The following is a 19,325-nucleotide window of genomic DNA, read 5'->3' as shown; positions in this document are numbered from 1 at the left end:
ATTCATCCACGATGAAATCCTCCGAGATTCGCCAGAAGTTCCTGCAATTCTTCCAGTCCAAGGGCCACACGATCGTTCCGTCGTCCTCGCTGGTGCCGGGCAACGACCCCACGCTGCTGTTCACCAACTCCGGGATGGTGCAGTTCAAGGACGTGTTCACCGGCAAGGAATCGCGTTCGTACAACCGTGCCACGTCGTCGCAGCGCAGCGTGCGCGCCGGTGGCAAGCACAACGACCTCGAAAACGTCGGCTACACCGCGCGTCACCACACGTTCTTCGAGATGCTGGGCAACTTCAGCTTCGGCGACTACTTCAAGCGTGAGGCCATCTTCTACGCCTGGGAGCTCCTGACCACGGTCTACAAGCTGCCGGCCGAGAAGCTCTGGGTCACGGTCTACCAGGAAGACGACGAGGCCTACGACATCTGGGCCAAGGAAGTCGGCGTGCCTACCGAGCGCATCATCCGCATCGGCGACAACAAGGGCAGCCGCTACGCTTCCGACAACTTCTGGCAGATGGGCGACACCGGTCCGTGTGGCCCGTGTACCGAGATCTTCTTCGACCACGGTCCCGACATCTGGGGCGGCCCCCCGGGATCGCCCGAAGAAGACGGCGACCGCTACATCGAAATCTGGAACCTCGTGTTCATGCAGTTCGAGCGCGATGCGGCCGGCAACATGACGCGCCTGCCCAAGCCCTGCGTCGACACCGGCATGGGCCTGGAGCGCATCGCCGCCGTGCTGCAGCACGTGCACTCCAACTACGAAATCGACCTGTTCCAGAAGCTGATCGCCGCCGCGGGCCGCGAGACCGGCACGCAGGACCTGAACGACAACTCGCTCAAGGTCATCGCCGATCACATCCGCGCCTGCTCGTTCCTGATCGTCGACGGCGTGATCCCGAGCAACGAAGGCCGCGGCTACGTGCTGCGCCGCATCGTGCGCCGCGCGCTGCGTCACGGCTACAAGCTGGGTCAGACCAAACCCTTCTTCCACCGCCTGGTGCCCGATCTCGTCGCCGAGATGGGCGAAGCCTATCCCGAGCTGGCGAACATCGCCGAGCGCGTGGCCCAGGTGCTCAAGCAGGAAGAAGAGCGCTTCGGCGAAACGCTCGAGCACGGCATGAAGATTCTCGACGTCGCGCTGGCCAACGTGCCGGCCGGCGGCGTGCTCGACGGCAACACGCTGTTCACGCTCTACGACACCTACGGTTTCCCGGTCGACCTGACTGCCGACATCTGCCGCGAACGCGAAGTCGAAGTCGACATGGCCGGCTTCGAGTCTGCCATGGACCGCCAGCGTGACCAGGCCCGCGCGGCCGGCAAGTTCAAGATGGCCGAAGGCCTGAGCTACGAAGGCGCGCAGACCCGTTTCGAAGGCTATGAGCAGCTCGAGCTGAGCGGCGTCGAAGTCACCGCCATCTACGTCGACGGCACCCAGGTGCAACAGGTCGCCGCCGGCCAGCAGGCCGTCGTCGTGCTCGACGCCACGCCGTTCTACGCCGAATCCGGCGGCCAGGTGGGCGACACCGGTCTGCTCGAGGCCGATGGCGTGCGCTTCGCGGTGGGCGATACGCTCAAGATCCAGGCCGGCGTGTTCGGCCACCACGGCAAGCTCGAATCCGGCGTGCTGAAGGTGGGCGACAAGCTGCTGGCGCGCGTCGATGGGGTGCGCCGTGCGCGCACCGTGCGCAACCACTCGGCCACCCACCTGATGCACAAGGCCCTGCGCGACGTGCTTGGCTCGCATGTGCAGCAGCGCGGCTCGCTGGTCGATCCCGACAAGACCCGTTTCGACTTCGCCCACGATGCCCCCATGACCGCCGACCAGATCGCGCGCGTCGAAGACATCGTCAACGCCGAAGTGCTGTCCAACCACGCGACCAACGCGCAGGTCATGGCCTACGACGACGCGGTCAAGGGCGGCGCCATGGCGCTGTTCGGCGAGAAATACGGCGACACCGTGCGCGTGCTCGACATCGGCTTCTCGCGCGAACTGTGCGGCGGCACGCACGTGAGCCGCACCGGCGACATCGGCCTGTTCAAGATCGTCTCCGAAGGCGGCGTCGCTGCCGGCGTGCGTCGCGTCGAGGCCATCACCGGCGACAACGCCGTGCGTTGGGTGCGCGAGCAGAACGCGCTGCTCACCCGCGCCGCCGGCGCGCTGCGCAGCACGGTCAATGACCTGCCCGAGCGCATCGTGCAGGTGCAGGACCAGATCAAGGCCCTCGAGAAAGACCTGGAGCAGGCGCGCAGCAAGCTCGCCGCCAGCGCCGGCAACGACCTGGCCGATCGCGCCACCGTCGAGATCAAGGGCGTCAAGGTCCTGGCCGCCACCATCAATGACGTCGATCCCAAGGCGCTGCGCGGCATGGTCGACAACCTGAAGGACAAGCTCAAGTCGGGCATCGTCCTGCTGGCCACCGGCGCCGAAGGCAAGATCAGCGTCGTGGGCGGCGTCACCGCCGACCTGACCGGTCGCGTCAAGGCCGGCGACCTGGTCGGCTTCGTCGCCGCGCAGGTGGGCGGCAAGGGCGGCGGCCGTCCCGACATGGCCATGGGCGGCGGCACCGACGTGGGCGCCTTGCCCGGCGCGGTTGCCGGCGTGCAGAAGTGGGTCGAAGAGCGCCTCTGATGAGCGAGCCTCTCGACATGGCGGGCGAGGCGCCTGCCTTCGCGCAGGAAGTGGACGCGAGCGGCCTGAGCTGCCCGCTACCCATCCTGCGTGCCAAGAAGGCCCTGGCGCAGATGGAGAGCGGCCAGGTGCTGCACGTCATCACGACCGATCCCAAGGCCGGCAAGGATTTCCAGGCCTTCGCCAACCAGACCGGCAACGTGCTGGTGGCGCAGACCGCCGAGGCCGATCGCGCGCATCACTATCTGCGCCGGCGTTGAGCCTGCCGCGCGGCGCGCCGGATATCGGAGCGCCGCATCCGGCTCGTCGCCCGCGCAGCGCATCCTCAATCGGTACAGGCCCCCGGAAGTTGGACACCGATCCGACCTCCGGGGGTTTTTTTACATGGCGATGCACGCCGCGTCCTTCATCCAGGCGCCGGCCCTTCGGGCCGCGCCTGCGGCCCGTCTTTCATGGGTCGTTTCAGCGCCGGCCCGTCTTGGCCGGCGCGATGACGGAGCCCGCCACCGCGCGCGTCACCGTGAAGTCCACCAGGTCGCCTTCCTTGAGCGTGCGCAGCCGCTCGCGGGCGGCCGGATCGCGCAGCACGAACGTCTGGCGCGCCCCGTCCGGCCCCTGCAGGATCACCGAATCCGTCTTCTGGCTGATGTGCCACACCACGGCGGTCAGCGTCGTCGCGCGGCCCTCGGCGCCGGCCGGCATCTGCCCGGCGGGCGCCTGTTGCGAGGCCGTGGCCGACACCACCTCGGGCGCGCCCGACCCCTTCGGCCGCACCGCGATATCGACCGATTCGTAGTACTGCAGCCGCACCACGTCGCCCGCCTTGATGCGATCGAAGTTGCGCACCTTCGGCCCCACCTGCAGCGGCACCACCTGGCCATCGGCGCGCCGCACGCTCAGGGTGCGGGAAGCCGCGTCCACCGCGGTGACTTCGCCCTGCGCCTCCACCAGCGCCGCCTGCACCACCCGCGCCTCGGCCGGGGCCGTGTACGACAGGAGCGGCGCGGCCAGCAGCGCGGCCAGGCTCATCGCGGCCAGCGTGCGGCGCAGGCCGCGGGGCAGGGCACGGGATTGCGGGGATGACGGGGGCGGCGCAGCCGTGCCGATACGGGCGTGCCGGGGCGGGCGGGAAGTCGCGGCGCGGGCGCGCGCGACGTGAGAATCGACGTGCAGTGACATGACACACTCCTTTCTGGATGCGGCGCGAGGCCGTGACGGTGTATGCTTACGTCTTGCCGATGGCGGCGGCGTTGCCTGATTTTGCGAAAGCATGTGCAAGATCAGCCGGATCTACACGGGAAACCCCCGGAATCCTGCAGTGTCGGCATCGTCGTCAGGTAACCGGTCCGATTCTGTCGGCCGGTCAGCTCCGGCCCCGATTGCCCGGCCGCCACCGTGTCAGAGCATACGGCGCGAAACCGGCAGTGCCCATCGTTATTTGGGCGGCGGCAACGCCACAACCGGGCAACGGCACAACACTGTAGGCATTTCTCGGTGGAAAAGTGGCAAGCCATTTGCCATGGTGCTGGATTGGGTGCTAGAATTTCCCGTTTTTCACAACTAATTCAAGGGATTACCTATGGTGGTGATTCGTCTGGCCCGTGGCGGCTCCAAGAAGCGTCCGTTCTACAACCTGGTTGCGACCGATTCGCGTAACCGTCGCGACGGCCGTTTCGTCGAGCGCGTGGGTTTCTACAACCCGGTCGGCTCCGAAGGCACGGAAAACCTGCGCATCGCGCTGGACCGCGTCAAGTACTGGACCGACAACGGCGCGCAACTGTCGCCCGCCGTCGAGCGCCTGGTCAAGGACTACTCGGCCAAGGTTTCGGCCGCTGCCTGAGGCAGGCCTTTTCCGGCCCCTCGCGGGCGGATGAGGTGCGGGCAGGTGCGTTCCCGGATCACTCCGGGTGCTCAACCGAACTCCCGCCCCCGACCTGACGCGGGCATGCTTGCATGCCCCGCAACCCGGTCTGGCGCCAACCTCTCCGCCGTGAGCCTGGTTCGCAGTCCCTGCGAACCCTACCGACCACATATTTTGCACACGACCCATGTCTGATGCCGCCCGCTCCAATGCGGCGCCCGAAGATCTGGTCGAACTGGGTCGCATCACTGCGGCCTACGGTGTCAAAGGTTGGGTAAAGGTGCAGCCGCACTCGGCACAGGCCGATGTGTTGCGCGCCGCGTCTCAGTGGTGGTTGACTCGCCCCGCGCCGCAAGCGGCCCGGGGCGCTGTCGCGTCCGTACCTGTCGCAAGCAAGGTGCTGCAGTCGCGTGCCCATGGTGGCACCGTCGTGGCCCAGCTCGACGGGGTGGCTGATCGTGATCAGGCCGAAGCCATGCGTGGCTACGTGGTCTCGGTCCCGCGCAGCGCATTTCCTGCGGCCGGCGACGACGAATACTACTGGGTCGACCTGATCGGCTGCGCGCTCTATACCGACGCGCCCGGCACCGCCACGCTCATCGGCGTGGTCGACGAGGTCTTCGATAACGGCGCCCACGCCATTCTCCAGGTGCATCGCCAGCGCCAGGCCTCGCCCGACGCCCCCATCGAGCCCGTGCTCGATGCCAAGGGTCGCCCGGCCGAAGTCCTGGTGCCGTTCGTGCGCGCCCATATCCAGCACGTCGATCTGGCTGCGCGCCGCATCGACAGCGACTGGCCGCTGGAAGACGATTGATGCGTTTCGACGTCATCACCCTGTTCCCCGAGACCTTCGCCGTCGTGCGGGACCAGGGCGTCACCGGGCGTGCCCATGGCCAGAAGATCTGGTCGCTGCACACCTGGAATCCGCGCGATTTCACCTCCGATGTCCATCGCACCGTCGACGACCGACCCTACGGGGGCGGGCCCGGCATGGTGATGATGGCCGCGCCGCTCGAGGCCGCCGTCGAGGCGGCCCAGGCCGCGCGCGCGGCTGCCGGCCTGCCACGCGCGCCGGTGGCGCTGCTCGCGCCGGTGGGCCGTCGCTACGATCAGGCGGCCGCCGAACAGGTGGCTGCCGGCACCGGCCTCATCCTCATCTGCGGCCGCTACGAAGGCCTGGACCAGCGCTTCATCGACCGCTGCGTGACCTGCGAAATTTCGCTGGGCGACTTCGTGTTGTCGGGCGGCGAGATCGCGGCCCTGGCCGTGATCGACGCCGCGGTGCGTCTCTTGCCCGGCGTGCTCAACGACGGCGATTCCGCCCTGCAGGATTCGTTCAACGACACCTTGTCGGGCCTGCTCGACAGCCCGCACTACACGCGCCCCGAGGTCTATGAGGGCGTGGCCGTGCCGGCCGAGCTCAAGACCGGCAACCACGCGCTCATCGCGCGCTGGCGCCGCGACCAGTCCTTGCGCCTCACGCTCGCGCGCCGTCCCGAGCTGATCGAGCGCGCGCGGGCCCAGGGATGGCTCGACCATGCCGACGAAGTGCGGCTGGCCGAACTGCAGGGCCTGCCGCCGCCCCCCGCACCGCGCAAGCGCCGCCGCGGCAAGCCCACGCCGCCCGACGCGTCCTGAGCCGGCAGCGCGCCGCTCTCCCATCCTGCATCCGGTGCGCGCCCGTGTTTTCGGGCGTGCGCACGCGGTTCGACCGACGCGCCCGCACATCGTTGCGGACGCAACTTTGTGCCGGCGGCGCGACACGCGCCGTCTCGCCGCGCCGCGCCGGTTGATTCAGGTCAAGCGGCTGCCGGATATATTGCTGCCGGCAATGAACTCATAACCTGAAAGCATTTAGTGTTGCACCCATAAGCTGGAAACGCCGCAATCCCTGCGGTGGAAGGATCCAGTGCCTCGGAGTCAGGGGTATGGGAAAGAGACTGTGGGTTGTTGCCGCCGGCCTTGCGCTGGCATTCACCGGCGCCGTGGGCGGCGCGCATTGGCTCAGCGAGACGCGCCGCGTTGCCGCCGTCGAGCCGCAGATCGATGACGAGGCCATGATCGCCCGGGGCGCCTATATCGCGCGCACCGCCGATTGCATCGCCTGTCACACCGCGCCAGGCGGCCGGCCGTTCGCCGGCGGGCTGGCGATGGAAACGCCCGTGGGCGCGATCTATTCCACCAACATCACGCCCGACCCCGCGACCGGCATCGGCACCTATCGCTACGCCGACTTCCGCAACGCGGTGCAGGCCGGCGTGCGGCGGGACGGCACGCCGCTCTATCCGGCCATGCCCTACACCTCCTACGCCATCATGCCCGAGGCCGACATGCAGGCCTTGTACGCCTACTTCAAGGGCGGCGTGGCGCCGGTGGCGCAGGCCAACGCGGCGGCCACCATCCCCTGGCCGCTGAACATGCGCTGGCCCATGGCCTGGTGGCAGTGGCTGTTCGCGCCGGCGCGCGAATTCGTGGCGCCCGAGGGCGCCGATGCGCGCATCGCGCGCGGTGCGTACCTGGTCGAAGGGCCGGGCCATTGCGGCGCCTGTCACACGCCGCGCGGGCTGGCCTACCAGGAAAAGGCGCTGTCGCTGGCCGATGGCGACGCATTCCTGTCGGGCGCGGTGATCGATGGCTGGCGCGCCAAGAGCCTGCGCGGCGAGGCGCAGGGCCTGCAGTCCTGGAGCGAGGCCGAGATCGTCGCGTTCCTGCAGACCGGCCGTACCGACAAGGTGGCCGCGTTCGGCGCGATGGCCGACGTGGTAGCGCACAGCACGCGCTACTTTGCGCAGGCCGATCTCGACGCCGTGGCGGCCTATCTCAAGCAGCTGCCGCCGGCCGCGGGCCGGATCAACGCCTTCCCGCCCAAGACCGACGCCACCACCGCAGCCCTGCAGGCCGGGCGCTACGAGACCCGCGGCGCCGTGCTCTACATGGAATTCTGTGCGGCCTGCCACCGGGCCGACGGCAAGGGCATGCCGCGCGTGTTCCCCGCGCTGGACGGCAACTCCGCCGTGTTCGCCGAGTCGCCGCAGTCGCTGATCCAGATCACGTTGGAGGGCGGCACGATGCCCGCCAACGATCGCGGCGAGATGGCCTTCGCGATGCCCGCGTTCCGCACCTTGAGCGACGATGACATCGCCGCCGTCGTGAGCTTCATCCGTGGCGCCTGGACCAACCAGGCCGAGCCGATCGTGCCGCAGGAAGTCGGCCATATGCGCAAGTTCCTGGCAGGCAAGGCCCCGCACGTCGTCGTGAATCGGCCCGAAGACAAAAAAGGAGACTGACATGAACAAGCGCGTGCGATATCGCGTGGCCGGGTTGCTGCTGGCGTTGCCGCTCGGTGCATGGGCCAGCGGAGCGCTGCCGCCGTCCGCGTCCGAGCCGCAGGGCCGGCAACCGGCCGAGGCGGCGCCCGCCGAGCGCGCCCCGGGCGTGGTGCTGCGCTATCCGGTGCTCGACAAGGACGGCAAGCGGTTGCCCGACTACGTGGTGCCCGACGATGCCTTGATCGACGCGGCGCCCAACGCGGAGCAGATCCGCCTGGGCCAGCGCCTGCTCAACGACACGCGGCGGCTGCTGCCGGGTCACACTGGCGCGGCGATGAACTGCAATAGTTGCCACATCCAGCAGGGCAAGAAGCCGCTGGGCGCGCCCTACATCAACAGCTTCAATGCCTTTCCGCAATACAACCCGCGCGCCGACCGCGTCGTCACGCTGGCCGACCGCATCAACGGCTGTTTCCAGCGCTCGATGAACGGCAAGCCGCTGCCGCGCGACGGCATCGAGATGCAGGCCATGATCGCCTACATGAAATGGCTGGCGCAGGACGTGCCGCCGGGCGCGCAGGTGCAGATCAAGAATGCCTGGCCGATCGATACGAAGCTCAAGCCCGACAGCACGCGCGGCGCCACCTTGTATGCGAAGCAGTGCGCCGCCTGTCACGGCGCCGGCGGCGAGGGCAAGCGCGACGGCGCCGGCAACGTCGTCTTCCCGCCGCTGTGGGGCGACGAATCGTTCAACATCGGCGCAGGCCTGGCGCGCACCTTCAAGGCCGCGGCCTTCATCCGCAATAACATGCCGATGGCCGTGAACACCGGCGGGCATTGGGGCGAGGGCGGCGTGCTGTCCGACCAGGACGCGGTCGACATCGCGGAGTACTTCACCCACATGCCGCGTCCGGACTTCCCCGGCAAGGAGCGCGACTGGCCCAAGGGCAACAAGCCGGCAGACGCGCGTTACTGAGCGGCGGCTGCGCGTTACTCAGTGTCGGCCGAAGCGTCCGCGGCGGCGTCACGCGGGTGCGTGCGCCGCGGCGGCCAGGCAAAAAAAATGCGCCGGCGTGGCCGGCGCATGAAGCTGTGCGGCGCGCATGCGCGCCGGGCGCAATCCTTACTTCGGATAGGAGGCCGCCATGGCCTTCAGTTGCGTGCACATCTTTTCCTTGTCGGCCGAGCTCAGCGCGCCGAGCTGGGTCTTGGTGGCGTCGAACGACTGCGTGAAGGTCTTGTCGAAGTCGGCCGCCGACAGGCCCTGCGACGCGGCCGCGGTCTTCTGTTGCTGCTTCATCTGATCGAGCTGCGCCTTGGTATAGGCATTGCACGCCTCGGCCGCCGCGTGCATCTGGCCGCTGGCCGCGGCGATGTTGGGCATCTGGCCGGGAGGCATCTGGCCCGGGGCCTGGGCGACGGCGGCGCCGCTGCAGAGGGTCAGGACGGCGGCCAGCAGGGCGGCCTTGGGGCTGCGCGAAACAACGGTGCAAGCGTGCTTGAAAATCGGCATGTCGGGTCTCCAACGCGATGAGGGATCGGGTGCGGGCCGGCCGGACGGCTGGCCGCGCTTGATGCATGGACCGCGGAGAGGGATGCGAGGGCGATTGGCCGGCCGCGCAGAATGCCTGAGCCATCACTGCCGCCCGCCGCACCCCTCTCCGACCCCGCCGTAACGCACGCGGCGAGGATGCTGCGCTCGCAGCGGGAAGCAATATGCCTTGCCGCGCGTTATAAGCTTATGGATCGGTGCAACAGAACGTATCGTCGAGCGGGCGAATTCGAGCGCGTCTGATCGACTCCCGTAAAAGGGGGCCCCGGGATCACTCGATGCACCCGGGCGCGGATGGTTGCGCCAGCAACCACGCCGCCGCGGGGGCGGGCCGGCCTTGGACGAACTTGCCCGGATGCACGAAAATACATGCGCCGCGCAACCATTTTTCGCGCCTTGCCGCCGCTGTCGCCCATGGAACAAACAATTACCTTGAACCTGCCCTACGACCTCACCGACGACGAGTGGGACAAGGTCATCGACGTATTCAGCAGCCTCGACGGCTGGCTGCCCGCCACCGACGAGCCGACCTGGTATGGCTCGCCGGGCGAGCCGCGCCACGTCGCGGCCTCGATGGAGCCGGGCGGGCTGGTCCTGCAGGGCCGGCTCGAGCCCGGTCTCTGGACGGGCTGGGTCTCGGTGCTCTGCGCGCGGCTGAGCCTCGCGCTCGGGCGCGAGATCCGCGACGCCGAGATGTAGACCCAATCACCATCGTGTCCCGGCGCCCGGCGCCGAATTTTGCCGCCTCCCGCCCATGCCCGCCTTGCCGCCCCCGCTCGCCGACTTCTTCAACCGCGCACGCGCCACGGGCCTGTGCGACGCCGGCGTACCCGGCCAGCGCATGCTCAGTGCGGAGGCGAGCGTTGCCTGCTCGAAATCGTTCGACTATCACCCGCTCGTGAATGTGTTGGAAGCCTGGGTCCTCGACGACATGGACACGAGCAACCATCACCTGTTCGTCGCGGCCGGCCCGCTTGCCGGCGCGGTATTCTTCCTGGCGCACGATGGCGCGAGCCGGGTGGTGTACGACTCGCTCGCGGCCTTCGAACACGAGGCGCTGCAACCGCGCGCGGTGGGCGCATTGCTGGAAGACCGGCATCCGCCCCTCACGCCCCTCGCAGCCGACCAGGCTGGCCTGGCCGCGTGGCTGCAGACGCTGCTAGACGCCGATGACAACGTGGACGCTACGATCCCCGCCTTGCTGCCGTCGCTGGCCTTGCACGACACCCCGCTGCTGCGCGCGATCGCCCTGCACGAAGACTTTTATCTCGGCGAAGCGCTGGCCCTGCAGCTCCGCGCACGCCCAGCCCCCGAGCTCGCAGACCTCGCCCGGTTGTGCGCGCAACATCCGCATCCGCAGGTGTCAGCGCCCGGCAAGCAAGCGGTCGCACGCATCGCCGCACTGGGCCGTTGAGACGTCACCGCCACCGCATTCCAACCGCCGCAGGCACGCTCGAAATTGCAGTCTGACACCTTTGTTCAGCCGTATCGCCAGGCGGTACGAAAGACTTCCCCGGACCGCGCGCCAGAAATTGGAGTCTGACACCTTTGTTTGCGCGTATCGGCGTGCGCTACGGCTGGCGCGCTTATGGGCTCGGGCGAAAATTGCAGTCTGACTCCATTTCCGGGAGGGCGGTGCGAGGGAGGGGGGCGCTGCGCGCGTCGAGGCAAACATGTCCCAGCCGTGTTTGCAGCTCTTGGCCCTGGCATGTGCGGCGCTCGGATTCCAGAATGCGGGTGGTGCCGGATGCCCTTGGCGGGGACCTGCTTCGTGCAGTGTGTTCCGCAGGCCGAGGCGCGGCGACCGCCACACCGTCAAAAGGATCTTTGAGTCATGCAACGCGCAAACTGGTTCGCGATATCGCCCGAGGGAGCGAAAGCCGTAACGGCCCTTCATCATTACGTCACCACCAACACGGGCCTGCCGGATCGCCTGGTTCATCTCGTTTTCCTGCGCGTGTCGCAAATCAACGGATGTGCGCATTGCATCGACATCCACACTCGCGACCTCATCAAAGCGGGAATGAGCGTCGACACCCTTGTGCTGGTCCCGGTCTGGCACGAGGCCTCGTATCTGTTTTCAGCGCAGGAGCGTTCGGCGCTCGCCTGGGCGGAAGAGGTCACGCGGGTGTCGGAAACCCACGCGTCCGATGCCGCATACGCAGCCGCCGCCGAGGCATTTTCCGAGAAGGAACTGGTGGATCTCACGCTCACCATTGCGGCCATGAATGCAATCAACCGCATGGGCATCAGCTTTCGAATGAAGCCGCGCGCCCAGCCGGCGCGGGAATAGATTCGCGCGCCAGAAATTGGAGTCTGACACCTTTGTTTGCGCGTATCGATATGCGCTACGCTTGGCGCGCCGATCGGCACGGGAGGAAATTGCAGTCTGACACCTTTGTTCAGGCGTATCGCCAGGCAGTACGAAAAGCCCTGCAAACAGCACATCCGATAAATGCAGTCTGACACCTTTGTTTGGTCGTATCGCTAAGCGCTACGAGGGGTGCGGTACGACGGCGGCGTCGATGGCTGCATATGTCCCCTACGGGTTAGCCCGAGAAGGGAACGTCCTAGGTTGTTGAGCCTTGCGCTCCCTCCGTAGTATTGAAAATTCCAGGACCGTGAAATTTTCAATCGCTGCCAGCCGATGCGCGGCATTCCGTGAACGCCAACGTGAATTCCCTCTCGCCTTCCGCTCCCACCCGGCCCGAGTCGGCCGTGGACCTGTGGCTGGGGCAGCAGTTGCGGCAGTTGCGCAAGCAACAGCAGCGCTCGCTGGCCGAGGTGGCGCGCGCGTGCGGCATGTCGGTCGGGCTGTTGAGCCAGATCGAGCGCGGCCTGAGCTCGGCCTCGGTCAAGGCCCTGCACGGGCTCGCGCGCGAGTTCGACGTGTCGCTCAACACCTTGCTGCGTAACGCCGAGCACGCGCCCGCCGAAAACGACGGCCGCGTCGCGCGGGCCGGCACGCATCGCTTCATCGACCTGCGCGAAAAAGGCATCAGCAAAGAGATGTACACCCCGCCGGCCTGCCGTGCGATGGACCTGTGCCGTGCCACCATCGCGCCGGGCGGTTCCACCGGCGACGAGCTGTTCGTCACGGGGCAGGGCGAGCAGATCGGGGTGGTGGTCAAGGGTTCGCTCGAGCTCTGGGTCGGCGATCGCGTGATGCTGCTCAACGAGGGCGACAGCTTCTGCTATGCCAGCAGCACGCCGCGCCGCTGGCGCAATCCCGGCGCCCAGACCACCGAGGTGATCTGGGCCATTTCCAACATTCATTCACCAGCGGGGGACGCGGACTGACGGCAGTTGTGCAGCACACGATATCGGGCGCGCGGTCTCAAGGGGAGCCGGCGCGCCGCCGGCAGGTTTCTTTCCGCCGGCATCATTGCCAAGACGAGGAAATGTCATGAAATTCAAGAAGACTCTGGCTGTCTCTGTGTTTGCAGCATTGTCCCTGGCGGCGGGGGCCCAGGCCCAGCAGGTGGTGAAGGTCGGCTCCACGCCCACCGGCAGCCCCTTCACCTTCCTGGACACCAAAACCAACTCCATCGAAGGGGTGATGGTCGATATCGTGAAGGCCGTCGGCAAGGAGGCCGGCTTCGAGGTGCAGATCGAGCCCATGGCGTTCTCCGCGCTGATCGGCTCGCTCACGTCCAAGCGCATCGACGTGATCTCCGCCGCCATGTTCATCACGCCCACGCGCGAAAAAGTGGTGAGCTTCTCGCAGCCGGTCTATCGCTACGGCGAGGGGCTGATGGTGCTGAAGTCGGATGACAAGGCCTACAAGTCGTTTGCCGACATGAAGGGCATGACGGTCGGCGTGCAGGTCGGCACCGCGTTCGTGGAGCCGATCCAGAAGAGTGGCGTCTTCAAGGAAGTGAAGCTCTACGACAACCCGCCCGACATGATGCGCGACGCCAACGCGGGCCGGATCCAGGGCGGCTTCATGGACTACCCGATCGCCGCCTACATCATCAACCAGGGCAACCATCCCAACCTCAAGATGGCCAAGTCGTATGAGCCCACCGTGATCGGCAGTCTCGGCCTGGCCACGCGCAAGGAAGACACGGCCCTGCTCGACCGCATCAACAAGGCGCTCGACAAGCTCAAGGGCGACGGCACCATCGACACCATCCTCAAGAAGTGGGGCCTGGCGGGCTGAGCCCGCCGCTCTCGCGTTTCATGCGCAGTGCCGGCCCCGCGCGCCGTTGCCGACGGCGGCACGCGCGCGGCCATGCGCTGCGGCGGCATCCGGCTTTCCTGGGATGGTTGATCCATGTCTGAATTCTTCACCGATGCGGCGGAATACCTGCCGATCCTGCTCGAGGGCGCCAAGCTCACGGTGCTGGTCACGCTGGGCTCGCTCGCGCTGTCCACCGTGTTGGGCCTGATCTGGGCGCTGATGCGCGTCTCCGGCATTCCGCTGCTGGCCAAGTTCAGCGCCGGCCTCATCAACCTGCTGCGCGGCATCCCCATCATCGTGCTGCTGTTCTACATCTACTTCGTGATGCCCGACATGGGCATCGCGCTCACCGCCGTGCAGGCGGCCATCATCGGCCTGGGGATTGCCTACTCGGCCTATCAGGCGGAGAACTTCCGCGCCGGCATCGAGGCCATCGACCGCGGCCAGATCGAGGCCGCGATGGCGATGGGCATGAGCTGGAGCATGACCATGCGGCGCGTGGTGCTGCCGCAGGCGGTGAAGATCGTGCTGCCGCCCTACGGCAACATCATGATCATGATGCTCAAGGACTCGTCGCAGGCCTCCACCATCACCGTCGCGGAGCTGGCGCTGCAGGGCAAGCTGATCGCGGTGTCCACGTTCAAGAACGCCACCGTGTTCAGCCTGGTGGCGCTGATGTACCTCGTGATGTGCGTGCCGTTGATCCTCTTCGTGCGTCATCTCGAAAAGCGGAGCACGGCGCGATGATCAGACTTCAGGGGGTACGCAAGAGCTTCGGTCCGCTGGAGGTGCTCAAGGGCATCGACGCGGAGGTGGCCAAGGGCGAGGTGGTGTGCGTGATCGGTCCGTCGGGGTCGGGCAAGTCCACCATCCTGCGCTGCATCAACGGCCTGGAGCGCTACAACGCGGGCGAGATCTCGATCGACGGCGAACGCGTCGATTGCGATGCGCCGTCCATCGTGTCGATACGCACGCAGGTCGCGATGGTGTTCCAGCGCTTCAACCTGTTCCCGCATCGCACCGCGCTCGAAAACGTGATCGAGGGGCCGATCTACGTCAAGAAAGAACCGCGCGCCCAGGCGCTCGAGCGCGGCCGCGAGTTGCTCGCCAGCGTGGGCCTGGCCGACAAGGCCGATGCCCATCCGCCGCAGCTCTCGGGCGGCCAGCAGCAGCGCGTGGCGATCGCGCGCGCGCTCGCGATGCAGCCCAAGGCGATCCTGTTCGACGAGCCGACCTCGGCCCTCGATCCCGAGCTCGTGGGCGACGTGCTCGGCGTCATGCGCAAGCTGGCCGAAGCCGGCATGACGATGGTGGTCGTGACGCACGAAATGAGCTTTGCGCGCGAGGTCGCCGACCGCGTGCTGTTCTTCGACGGCGGCGTGGTGGTGGAGCAGGGCGCCGCGCGCGACCTGCTGAACCAGCCGCAACATCCGCGCACGCAGGACTTCCTGCACCGCGTGCTGCATCCCATGTGAGGTGTGTTCATGTCGCAAGCGCCCTTTCCGCTGTCTCCCTCGCTGTGGGCCGCCACCGCGGCGCCCGCGCCCGACACGGCGCCGCTGACCGAATCGGCCCAGGCCGACGTGCTTGTGATCGGGGGCGGCTATGCCGGGCTCAGCACGGCCCTGCACCTGGCCGAGCGCGGCGTGTCGGTACGGTTGCTGGAGGCGCGCGAGATCGGGTTCGGCGGCTCGGGCCGCAACGGCGGACAGGTGATTCCGGGCCTCAAGTACGACCCCGATGATCTGGTCGCGATGTACGGCCCCGAGCGTGGCGCGCGGTTGGTGCGCTTCGCCGGCGGCACGGCCGACGCCGTGTTCGACCTGATCGCACGTCACCGCATGGACGTGCCGCACCGGCGCGCCGGGTGGATCCAGGGCGCGCACACCCCCGCGGCGCTGCGGATCGCGCAGGGCCGCGCCGCGCAATGGCAGCGCCACGGCGTCGATGCGCGGCCGCTGGATCGCGCCGAGGTCGGCGCGCTGCTCGGCACCGAGCGCTATCTGGGCGGCTGGCTCGACGGCCGCGCCGGCGCCGTGCAGCCGCTGAGCTATGTGCGCGGCCTGGCGCGCGCCGCGCAGGCCGCCGGCGCGCAGCTGCATACCGACACCCCGGTGACCGCACTGGAGCGCAACGGCGGCCGCTGGCAGGCGCGCACCGCGGGCGGCGCCACCGTCTCGGCCGATCGGGTGGTGATGTGCACCAACGCCTACGGCGGCGATCTGTGGCCGGGGCTCAAGCGCTCCATCATCGACGCCAACACGTTCCAGGTGGCCACCGCGCCCTTGCCCGACGCGATCCGCGAAACCATTCTTCCGCAGGGCCAAGTGTGTTCCGACACGCGCAATCTGCTGCTGTACTTCCGCCTCGATCACGAGGGCAGGCTGCTGATGGGCGGGCGCGGCCCGTTCCGCGAGCCGCGCGGCCAGCAGGACTGGGCCCATCTCGAACGCGTCATGTTCAAGCTGTTCCCGCAGGTCGCGGGCGCGCCGTTCCAGTACCGCTGGTGCGGCCGGGTGGCGGTCACGCGCGACTACCTGCCGCACCTGCACGAACCTGCGCCCGGGCTGCTGGTCGACATCGGCTGCCAGGGGCGCGGCGTGGGCCTGCAGACCCGCATGGGCCAGGCCATGGCCGAGTATGTGGCCACGGGCGACGCCGAGGCTCTGCCGTTGCCGGTCACGCCGATTCGCGCGTTTCCGCTCTACGGCCTGCGCCGCATCTACGTCAACGCCGTCGTGACCTGGTATCGCATGACCGACGGCGGCGTCTGAGGCCGGTTGCGTGCGCAAACAAAAACCCCGGGACCAGGCCCGGGGTTGTGTCGCGCTATCAGGCGGCGGGGATCAGTTGCCCAGCTTGGCGCGCTGCTCGCGCACCTTGCCGAGCGTCTCGTCGAACTGCACGAGACGAGCCTTTTCCTGCTCGACCACCGCGGCGGGCGCGCGTTCGACGAAGCTGGCGTTGCCGAGCTTGCCGTTGGCCTTGGCGATCTCGCCCTCGAGACGGGCAATTTCCTTGTCGAGGCGGGCACGCTCGGCGACCACGTCGATCTCCACGTGCAGCATCAGGTGCGCACCGCCCACCACCTGCACCGGCGCGCCGGCGTCGGGCAGGGCGTCGACCACGTCGACCTGGCTCAGCTTGGCGAGCGCGGCGAGATAGGGCGCGTTGCGCTTGAGCACCTCGGCGTCGCCCTGGGCGATCAGCGGCACGCGCTGCGCCGGCGAGAGGTTCATCTCGCCGCGCAGGGCACGCACGGCCTCGATCTGCGCCTTGAGGGTGGCCACTTCGGCTTCGGCCGCGGTGTCGATCGCGGCGGGATTGACGCGCGGGTAGGGTTGCACGCTGACGCTGCCGGTCTCGCCGTCCTTGCGCTTGCCGGCCACCACCGACACCTTCTGCCACAGCTCTTCGGTGATGAACGGGATGATCGGGTGGGCCAGGCGCAGCACCGCTTCGAGCACGCGGATCAGCGTGCGGCGGGTGCCGAGCTGCTGGGCCGGCGTGCCGGTCTGGATCTGGACCTTGGCCAGTTCCACGTACCAGTCGCAGTACTCATCCCAGACGTAGCGGTATAGCGCGTTGGCGATGTTGTCGAAGCGGTAGTCGGCGAAGCCGCGCGCCACGTCGGCCTCGAGCGCCTGCAGCTGGCTCACGATCCACTTGTCGGCAAACGACAGCTCGCCGGCATCGCTGCCGTGCAGGTCGTGGCCCTCGGTGTTCATCAGCACGAAGCGCGTGGCGTTCCAGAGCTTGTTGCAGAAGTTGCGATAACCCTCGCAGCGCTTGAGGTCGAAGTTGATGTTGCGGCCCAGCGTGGCATAGGCGGCCATCGTGAAGCGCAGCGCATCGGTGCCGAACGCCGGAATGCCGTCCGGATACTGGCGCCGCGTGTCCTTCTCGATCTTGCCCGCCAGCTTCGGGTTCATCAGGCCGAAGGTGCGCTTCTTCACCAGCGAGTCCAGGTCGATGCCGTCGATCAGGTCGACCGGATCGAGCGTGTTGCCCTTGGACTTGCTCATCTTCTGGCCGTCGGCGTCGCGGATCAGGCCGTGCACGTAGACATGCTTGAACGGGATGCTGCCGGTCATGTGCATCGTCATCATGACCATGCGCGCGACCCAGAAGAAGATGATGTCGAAGCCGGTGACCAGCGCGCTCGACGGCAGGTAGCGCGCCAGATCGGGCGTCTTTTCGGGCCAGCCCAGCGTGGTGAAGGGCACCAGCGCCGAGGAGAACCACGTGTCGAGCACGTCGGGGTCGCGCGTGAGCGGGCCGCTTACGCCGGCGGCGCGGGCCTGTTCGACCGCATCGGCCTCGGAGTGGGCCACGAACACCTGGCCGTCTTCGGAGAACCAGGCCGGAATCTGGTGGCCCCACCAGAGCTGGCGCGAGATGCACCAGTCCTGGATGTTGTTGAGCCACTGGTTGTAGATCGTGGTCCAGTTCTCGGGGTAGAACGTGATGCGGCCGTCGGCCACGGCCTCGAGCGCCACTTCCGTGATGCTCTTGCCCGGATTGATGGTGCCTTCGGGCGCGGGCTTGCTCATAGCCACGAACCACTGGTCGGTGAGCATGGGCTCGAGCACGACGCCGGTGCGGTCGCCGCGCGGCTGCATCATCTTGTGCGGTTCGACACGGACCAGGTAGCCGTCGGCCTCGAGCTGGGCCACCACCGCCTTGCGCGCCTCGTAGCGCTCCAGGCCCTGGAACTGCTTCGGGCCGTTTTCGTTGATGTGCGCGTCGAGCGTGAAGATCACGATCAGCGGCAGGTCGTGGCGCAGGGCGCAGGCGTAGTCGTTGAAGTCGTGCGCGCCGGTGATCTTCACGCAGCCCGTGCCGAATTCAGGATCGACGAAGTCGTCGGCGATGATGGGAATGTTGCGATCGCACAGCGGCAGCTCGACCAGCTTGCCCACCAGGTGCTTGTAGCGGGCATCCTCGGGATGCACGCACAGCGCGCCGTCGGCCAGCATGGTCTCGGGGCGGGTGGTGGCGATCGTCAGGCCGCGCAGCGTGACCGTGTTGCCTTCCTTGTCGGTGATAGTCTGCGGACCGTCGACGAAGGGGTATTCGATGTGCCACATGAAGCCGTCGGTTTCCTCCGACTGCACTTCCAGGTCCGACACCGCCGTCAGCAGCTTCGGATCCCAGTTGACCAGGCGCTTGCCGCGATAGATCAGGCCCTGGCGATACATCTGCACGAAGGTCTCCACCACGCCGCGCGACATGCGCTCGTCCATGGTGAAGTATTCGCGCGGCCAGTCGGCCGAGGCGCCGAGACGGCGCACCTGGCTGGTAATGGTGTTGCCCGACTGCTCCTTCCATTCCCAGACCTTTTCCACGAAGGCTTCGCGGCCGAGGTCGTGGCGCGACACGCCCTGCGCGTCGAGCTGGCGCTCGACCACGATCTGGGTGGCGATGCCGGCGTGGTCGGTGCCGGGGATGAAGACGGTGTCGTCGCCGCCCATGCGGTGGTAGCGGATCAGGCCATCCATGATGGTCTGGTTGAACGCGTGGCCCATGTGCAGCGTGCCCGTCACGTTCGGCGGCGGGAACTGGATGCAGTAGGGTTGGCTATCCGACCCCGTTTCTACGTGGCGGCCACCGTCGAAGTAGCCCCGCTTGGCCCATACGTCGTACCAGCGCGATTCGATCTCGGCGGGCTCGAAGCTCTTGGACAGTTCCGGGGTGTCGTTCGGGGAGGAATTGGGGTCGGCAGCTTGGGTCATTACTCAGTTCCAGCAAACAGGGGCCCGACCATCTGGGCGGTCGAGCAAACCATCAATTTTAAGATGTAATGCGGTCGTGTCGGCGTGTTAGA

At 67.5% G+C, this 19,325-nt stretch carries 18 protein-coding genes; 15 read left to right on the top strand and 3 right to left on the bottom strand.

From position 1 onward, the window contains the following. The first annotated feature begins 11 nt into the window (after positions 1 to 11). Both alaS and CEG14_RS15825 read left to right on the top strand, forming a co-directional pair. The gene (alaS, locus tag CEG14_RS15830) at positions 12 to 2,633 is read left to right on the top strand and encodes an alanine--tRNA ligase (protein WP_094827264.1); all 2,622 of its coding nucleotides are present in this window, start codon (positions 12 to 14) and stop codon (positions 2,631 to 2,633) included. Beyond that, positions 2,633 to 2,893 (top strand): sulfurtransferase TusA family protein, encoded by a 261-nt coding sequence (locus CEG14_RS15825; RefSeq protein WP_255032383.1) that lies wholly within the window; start codon positions 2,633 to 2,635, stop codon positions 2,891 to 2,893. Before alaS ends, CEG14_RS15825 begins: the two co-directional genes overlap by 1 nt. Before the next feature lie 202 nt (positions 2,894 to 3,095). On the opposite strand, the gene CEG14_RS15820 is transcribed toward CEG14_RS15825, so the two are convergent. Further along, positions 3,096 to 3,662, bottom strand: a complete 567-nt coding sequence (locus CEG14_RS15820) for a hypothetical protein (RefSeq protein ID WP_094827263.1) — start codon at positions 3,660 to 3,662, stop codon at positions 3,096 to 3,098. A gap of 550 nt (positions 3,663 to 4,212) precedes the next feature. Between CEG14_RS15820 and rpsP the strand changes: the two genes are divergently transcribed. The 5 genes from rpsP (at position 4,213) to CEG14_RS15795 (ending at position 8,739) form a co-directional block, all read left to right on the top strand. Continuing rightward, positions 4,213 to 4,473 (top strand): 30S ribosomal protein S16, encoded by a 261-nt coding sequence (rpsP, locus tag CEG14_RS15815; RefSeq protein ID WP_094827262.1) that lies wholly within the window; start codon positions 4,213 to 4,215, stop codon positions 4,471 to 4,473. Positions 4,474 to 4,681: 208 nt separating this feature from the next. Next, a complete protein-coding gene (gene rimM / locus CEG14_RS15810; RefSeq protein ID WP_094827261.1) occupies positions 4,682 to 5,308 on the top strand; it encodes a ribosome maturation factor RimM in 627 nt (208 codons plus the stop codon). Next, positions 5,308 to 6,132, top strand: a complete 825-nt coding sequence (gene trmD / locus CEG14_RS15805; protein ID WP_094827260.1) for a tRNA (guanosine(37)-N1)-methyltransferase TrmD — start codon at positions 5,308 to 5,310, stop codon at positions 6,130 to 6,132. Before rimM ends, trmD begins: the two co-directional genes overlap by 1 nt. Before the next feature lie 290 nt (positions 6,133 to 6,422). Further along, entirely contained in the window at positions 6,423 to 7,781 is a 1,359-nt protein-coding gene (locus tag CEG14_RS15800; RefSeq protein WP_094827259.1) for a c-type cytochrome, read from the top strand. A gap of 1 nt (position 7,782) precedes the next feature. Then, positions 7,783 to 8,739, top strand: a complete 957-nt coding sequence (locus CEG14_RS15795) for a c-type cytochrome (RefSeq protein WP_179280611.1) — start codon at positions 7,783 to 7,785, stop codon at positions 8,737 to 8,739. Between the two features lie 147 nt (positions 8,740 to 8,886). On the opposite strand, the gene CEG14_RS15790 is transcribed toward CEG14_RS15795, so the two are convergent. Continuing rightward, on the bottom strand, positions 8,887 to 9,276 hold the full coding sequence (locus CEG14_RS15790; protein WP_255032380.1) for a hypothetical protein: 390 nt from the start codon (positions 9,274 to 9,276) through the stop codon (positions 8,887 to 8,889). Positions 9,277 to 9,729: 453 nt separating this feature from the next. Here CEG14_RS15790 and CEG14_RS15785 point away from each other — a divergent pair, with 453 nt between their 5' ends. The 8 genes from CEG14_RS15785 (at position 9,730) to CEG14_RS15750 (ending at position 16,272) form a co-directional block, all read left to right on the top strand. Continuing rightward, entirely contained in the window at positions 9,730 to 10,014 is a 285-nt protein-coding gene (locus tag CEG14_RS15785) for a hypothetical protein (RefSeq protein WP_094827578.1), read from the top strand. 55 nt (positions 10,015 to 10,069) lie between these two features. Next, positions 10,070 to 10,729 (top strand): hypothetical protein, encoded by a 660-nt coding sequence (locus CEG14_RS15780; RefSeq protein WP_094827258.1) that lies wholly within the window; start codon positions 10,070 to 10,072, stop codon positions 10,727 to 10,729. Positions 10,730 to 11,149: 420 nt separating this feature from the next. Next, entirely contained in the window at positions 11,150 to 11,608 is a 459-nt protein-coding gene (locus CEG14_RS15775; protein ID WP_094827257.1) for a carboxymuconolactone decarboxylase family protein, read from the top strand. 380 nt (positions 11,609 to 11,988) lie between these two features. Further along, positions 11,989 to 12,615, top strand: a complete 627-nt coding sequence (locus CEG14_RS15770) for a cupin domain-containing protein (protein WP_094827577.1) — start codon at positions 11,989 to 11,991, stop codon at positions 12,613 to 12,615. Positions 12,616 to 12,721: 106 nt separating this feature from the next. Then, positions 12,722 to 13,477: an ABC transporter substrate-binding protein gene (locus tag CEG14_RS15765; RefSeq protein ID WP_094827256.1), complete on the top strand. Its 756-nt coding sequence runs from the start codon at positions 12,722 to 12,724 to the stop codon at positions 13,475 to 13,477. Between the two features lie 114 nt (positions 13,478 to 13,591). Beyond that, on the top strand, positions 13,592 to 14,245 hold the full coding sequence (locus CEG14_RS15760) for an amino acid ABC transporter permease (RefSeq protein ID WP_094827255.1): 654 nt from the start codon (positions 13,592 to 13,594) through the stop codon (positions 14,243 to 14,245). Beyond that, the gene (locus CEG14_RS15755; protein WP_094827254.1) at positions 14,242 to 14,973 is read left to right on the top strand and encodes an amino acid ABC transporter ATP-binding protein; all 732 of its coding nucleotides are present in this window, start codon (positions 14,242 to 14,244) and stop codon (positions 14,971 to 14,973) included. Before CEG14_RS15760 ends, CEG14_RS15755 begins: the two co-directional genes overlap by 4 nt. 9 nt (positions 14,974 to 14,982) lie before the next feature. After that, positions 14,983 to 16,272, top strand: a complete 1,290-nt coding sequence (locus CEG14_RS15750; RefSeq protein WP_094827253.1) for an NAD(P)/FAD-dependent oxidoreductase — start codon at positions 14,983 to 14,985, stop codon at positions 16,270 to 16,272. Between the two features lie 72 nt (positions 16,273 to 16,344). Here CEG14_RS15750 and CEG14_RS15745 read toward each other — a convergent pair whose 3' ends face one another. Then, positions 16,345 to 19,233, bottom strand: coding sequence for a valine--tRNA ligase (locus tag CEG14_RS15745; protein ID WP_094827252.1), 2,889 nt, complete (start codon positions 19,231 to 19,233; stop codon positions 16,345 to 16,347). Positions 19,234 to 19,325 lie beyond the last annotated feature (92 nt).

Origin of the sequence: Bordetella genomosp. 1, from assembly GCF_002261335.1 — a bacterium.
Taxonomy (GTDB): Bacteria; Pseudomonadota; Gammaproteobacteria; order Burkholderiales; family Burkholderiaceae_B; genus Bordetella.
This window is presented reverse-complemented; position numbering and strand designations above follow the sequence as displayed.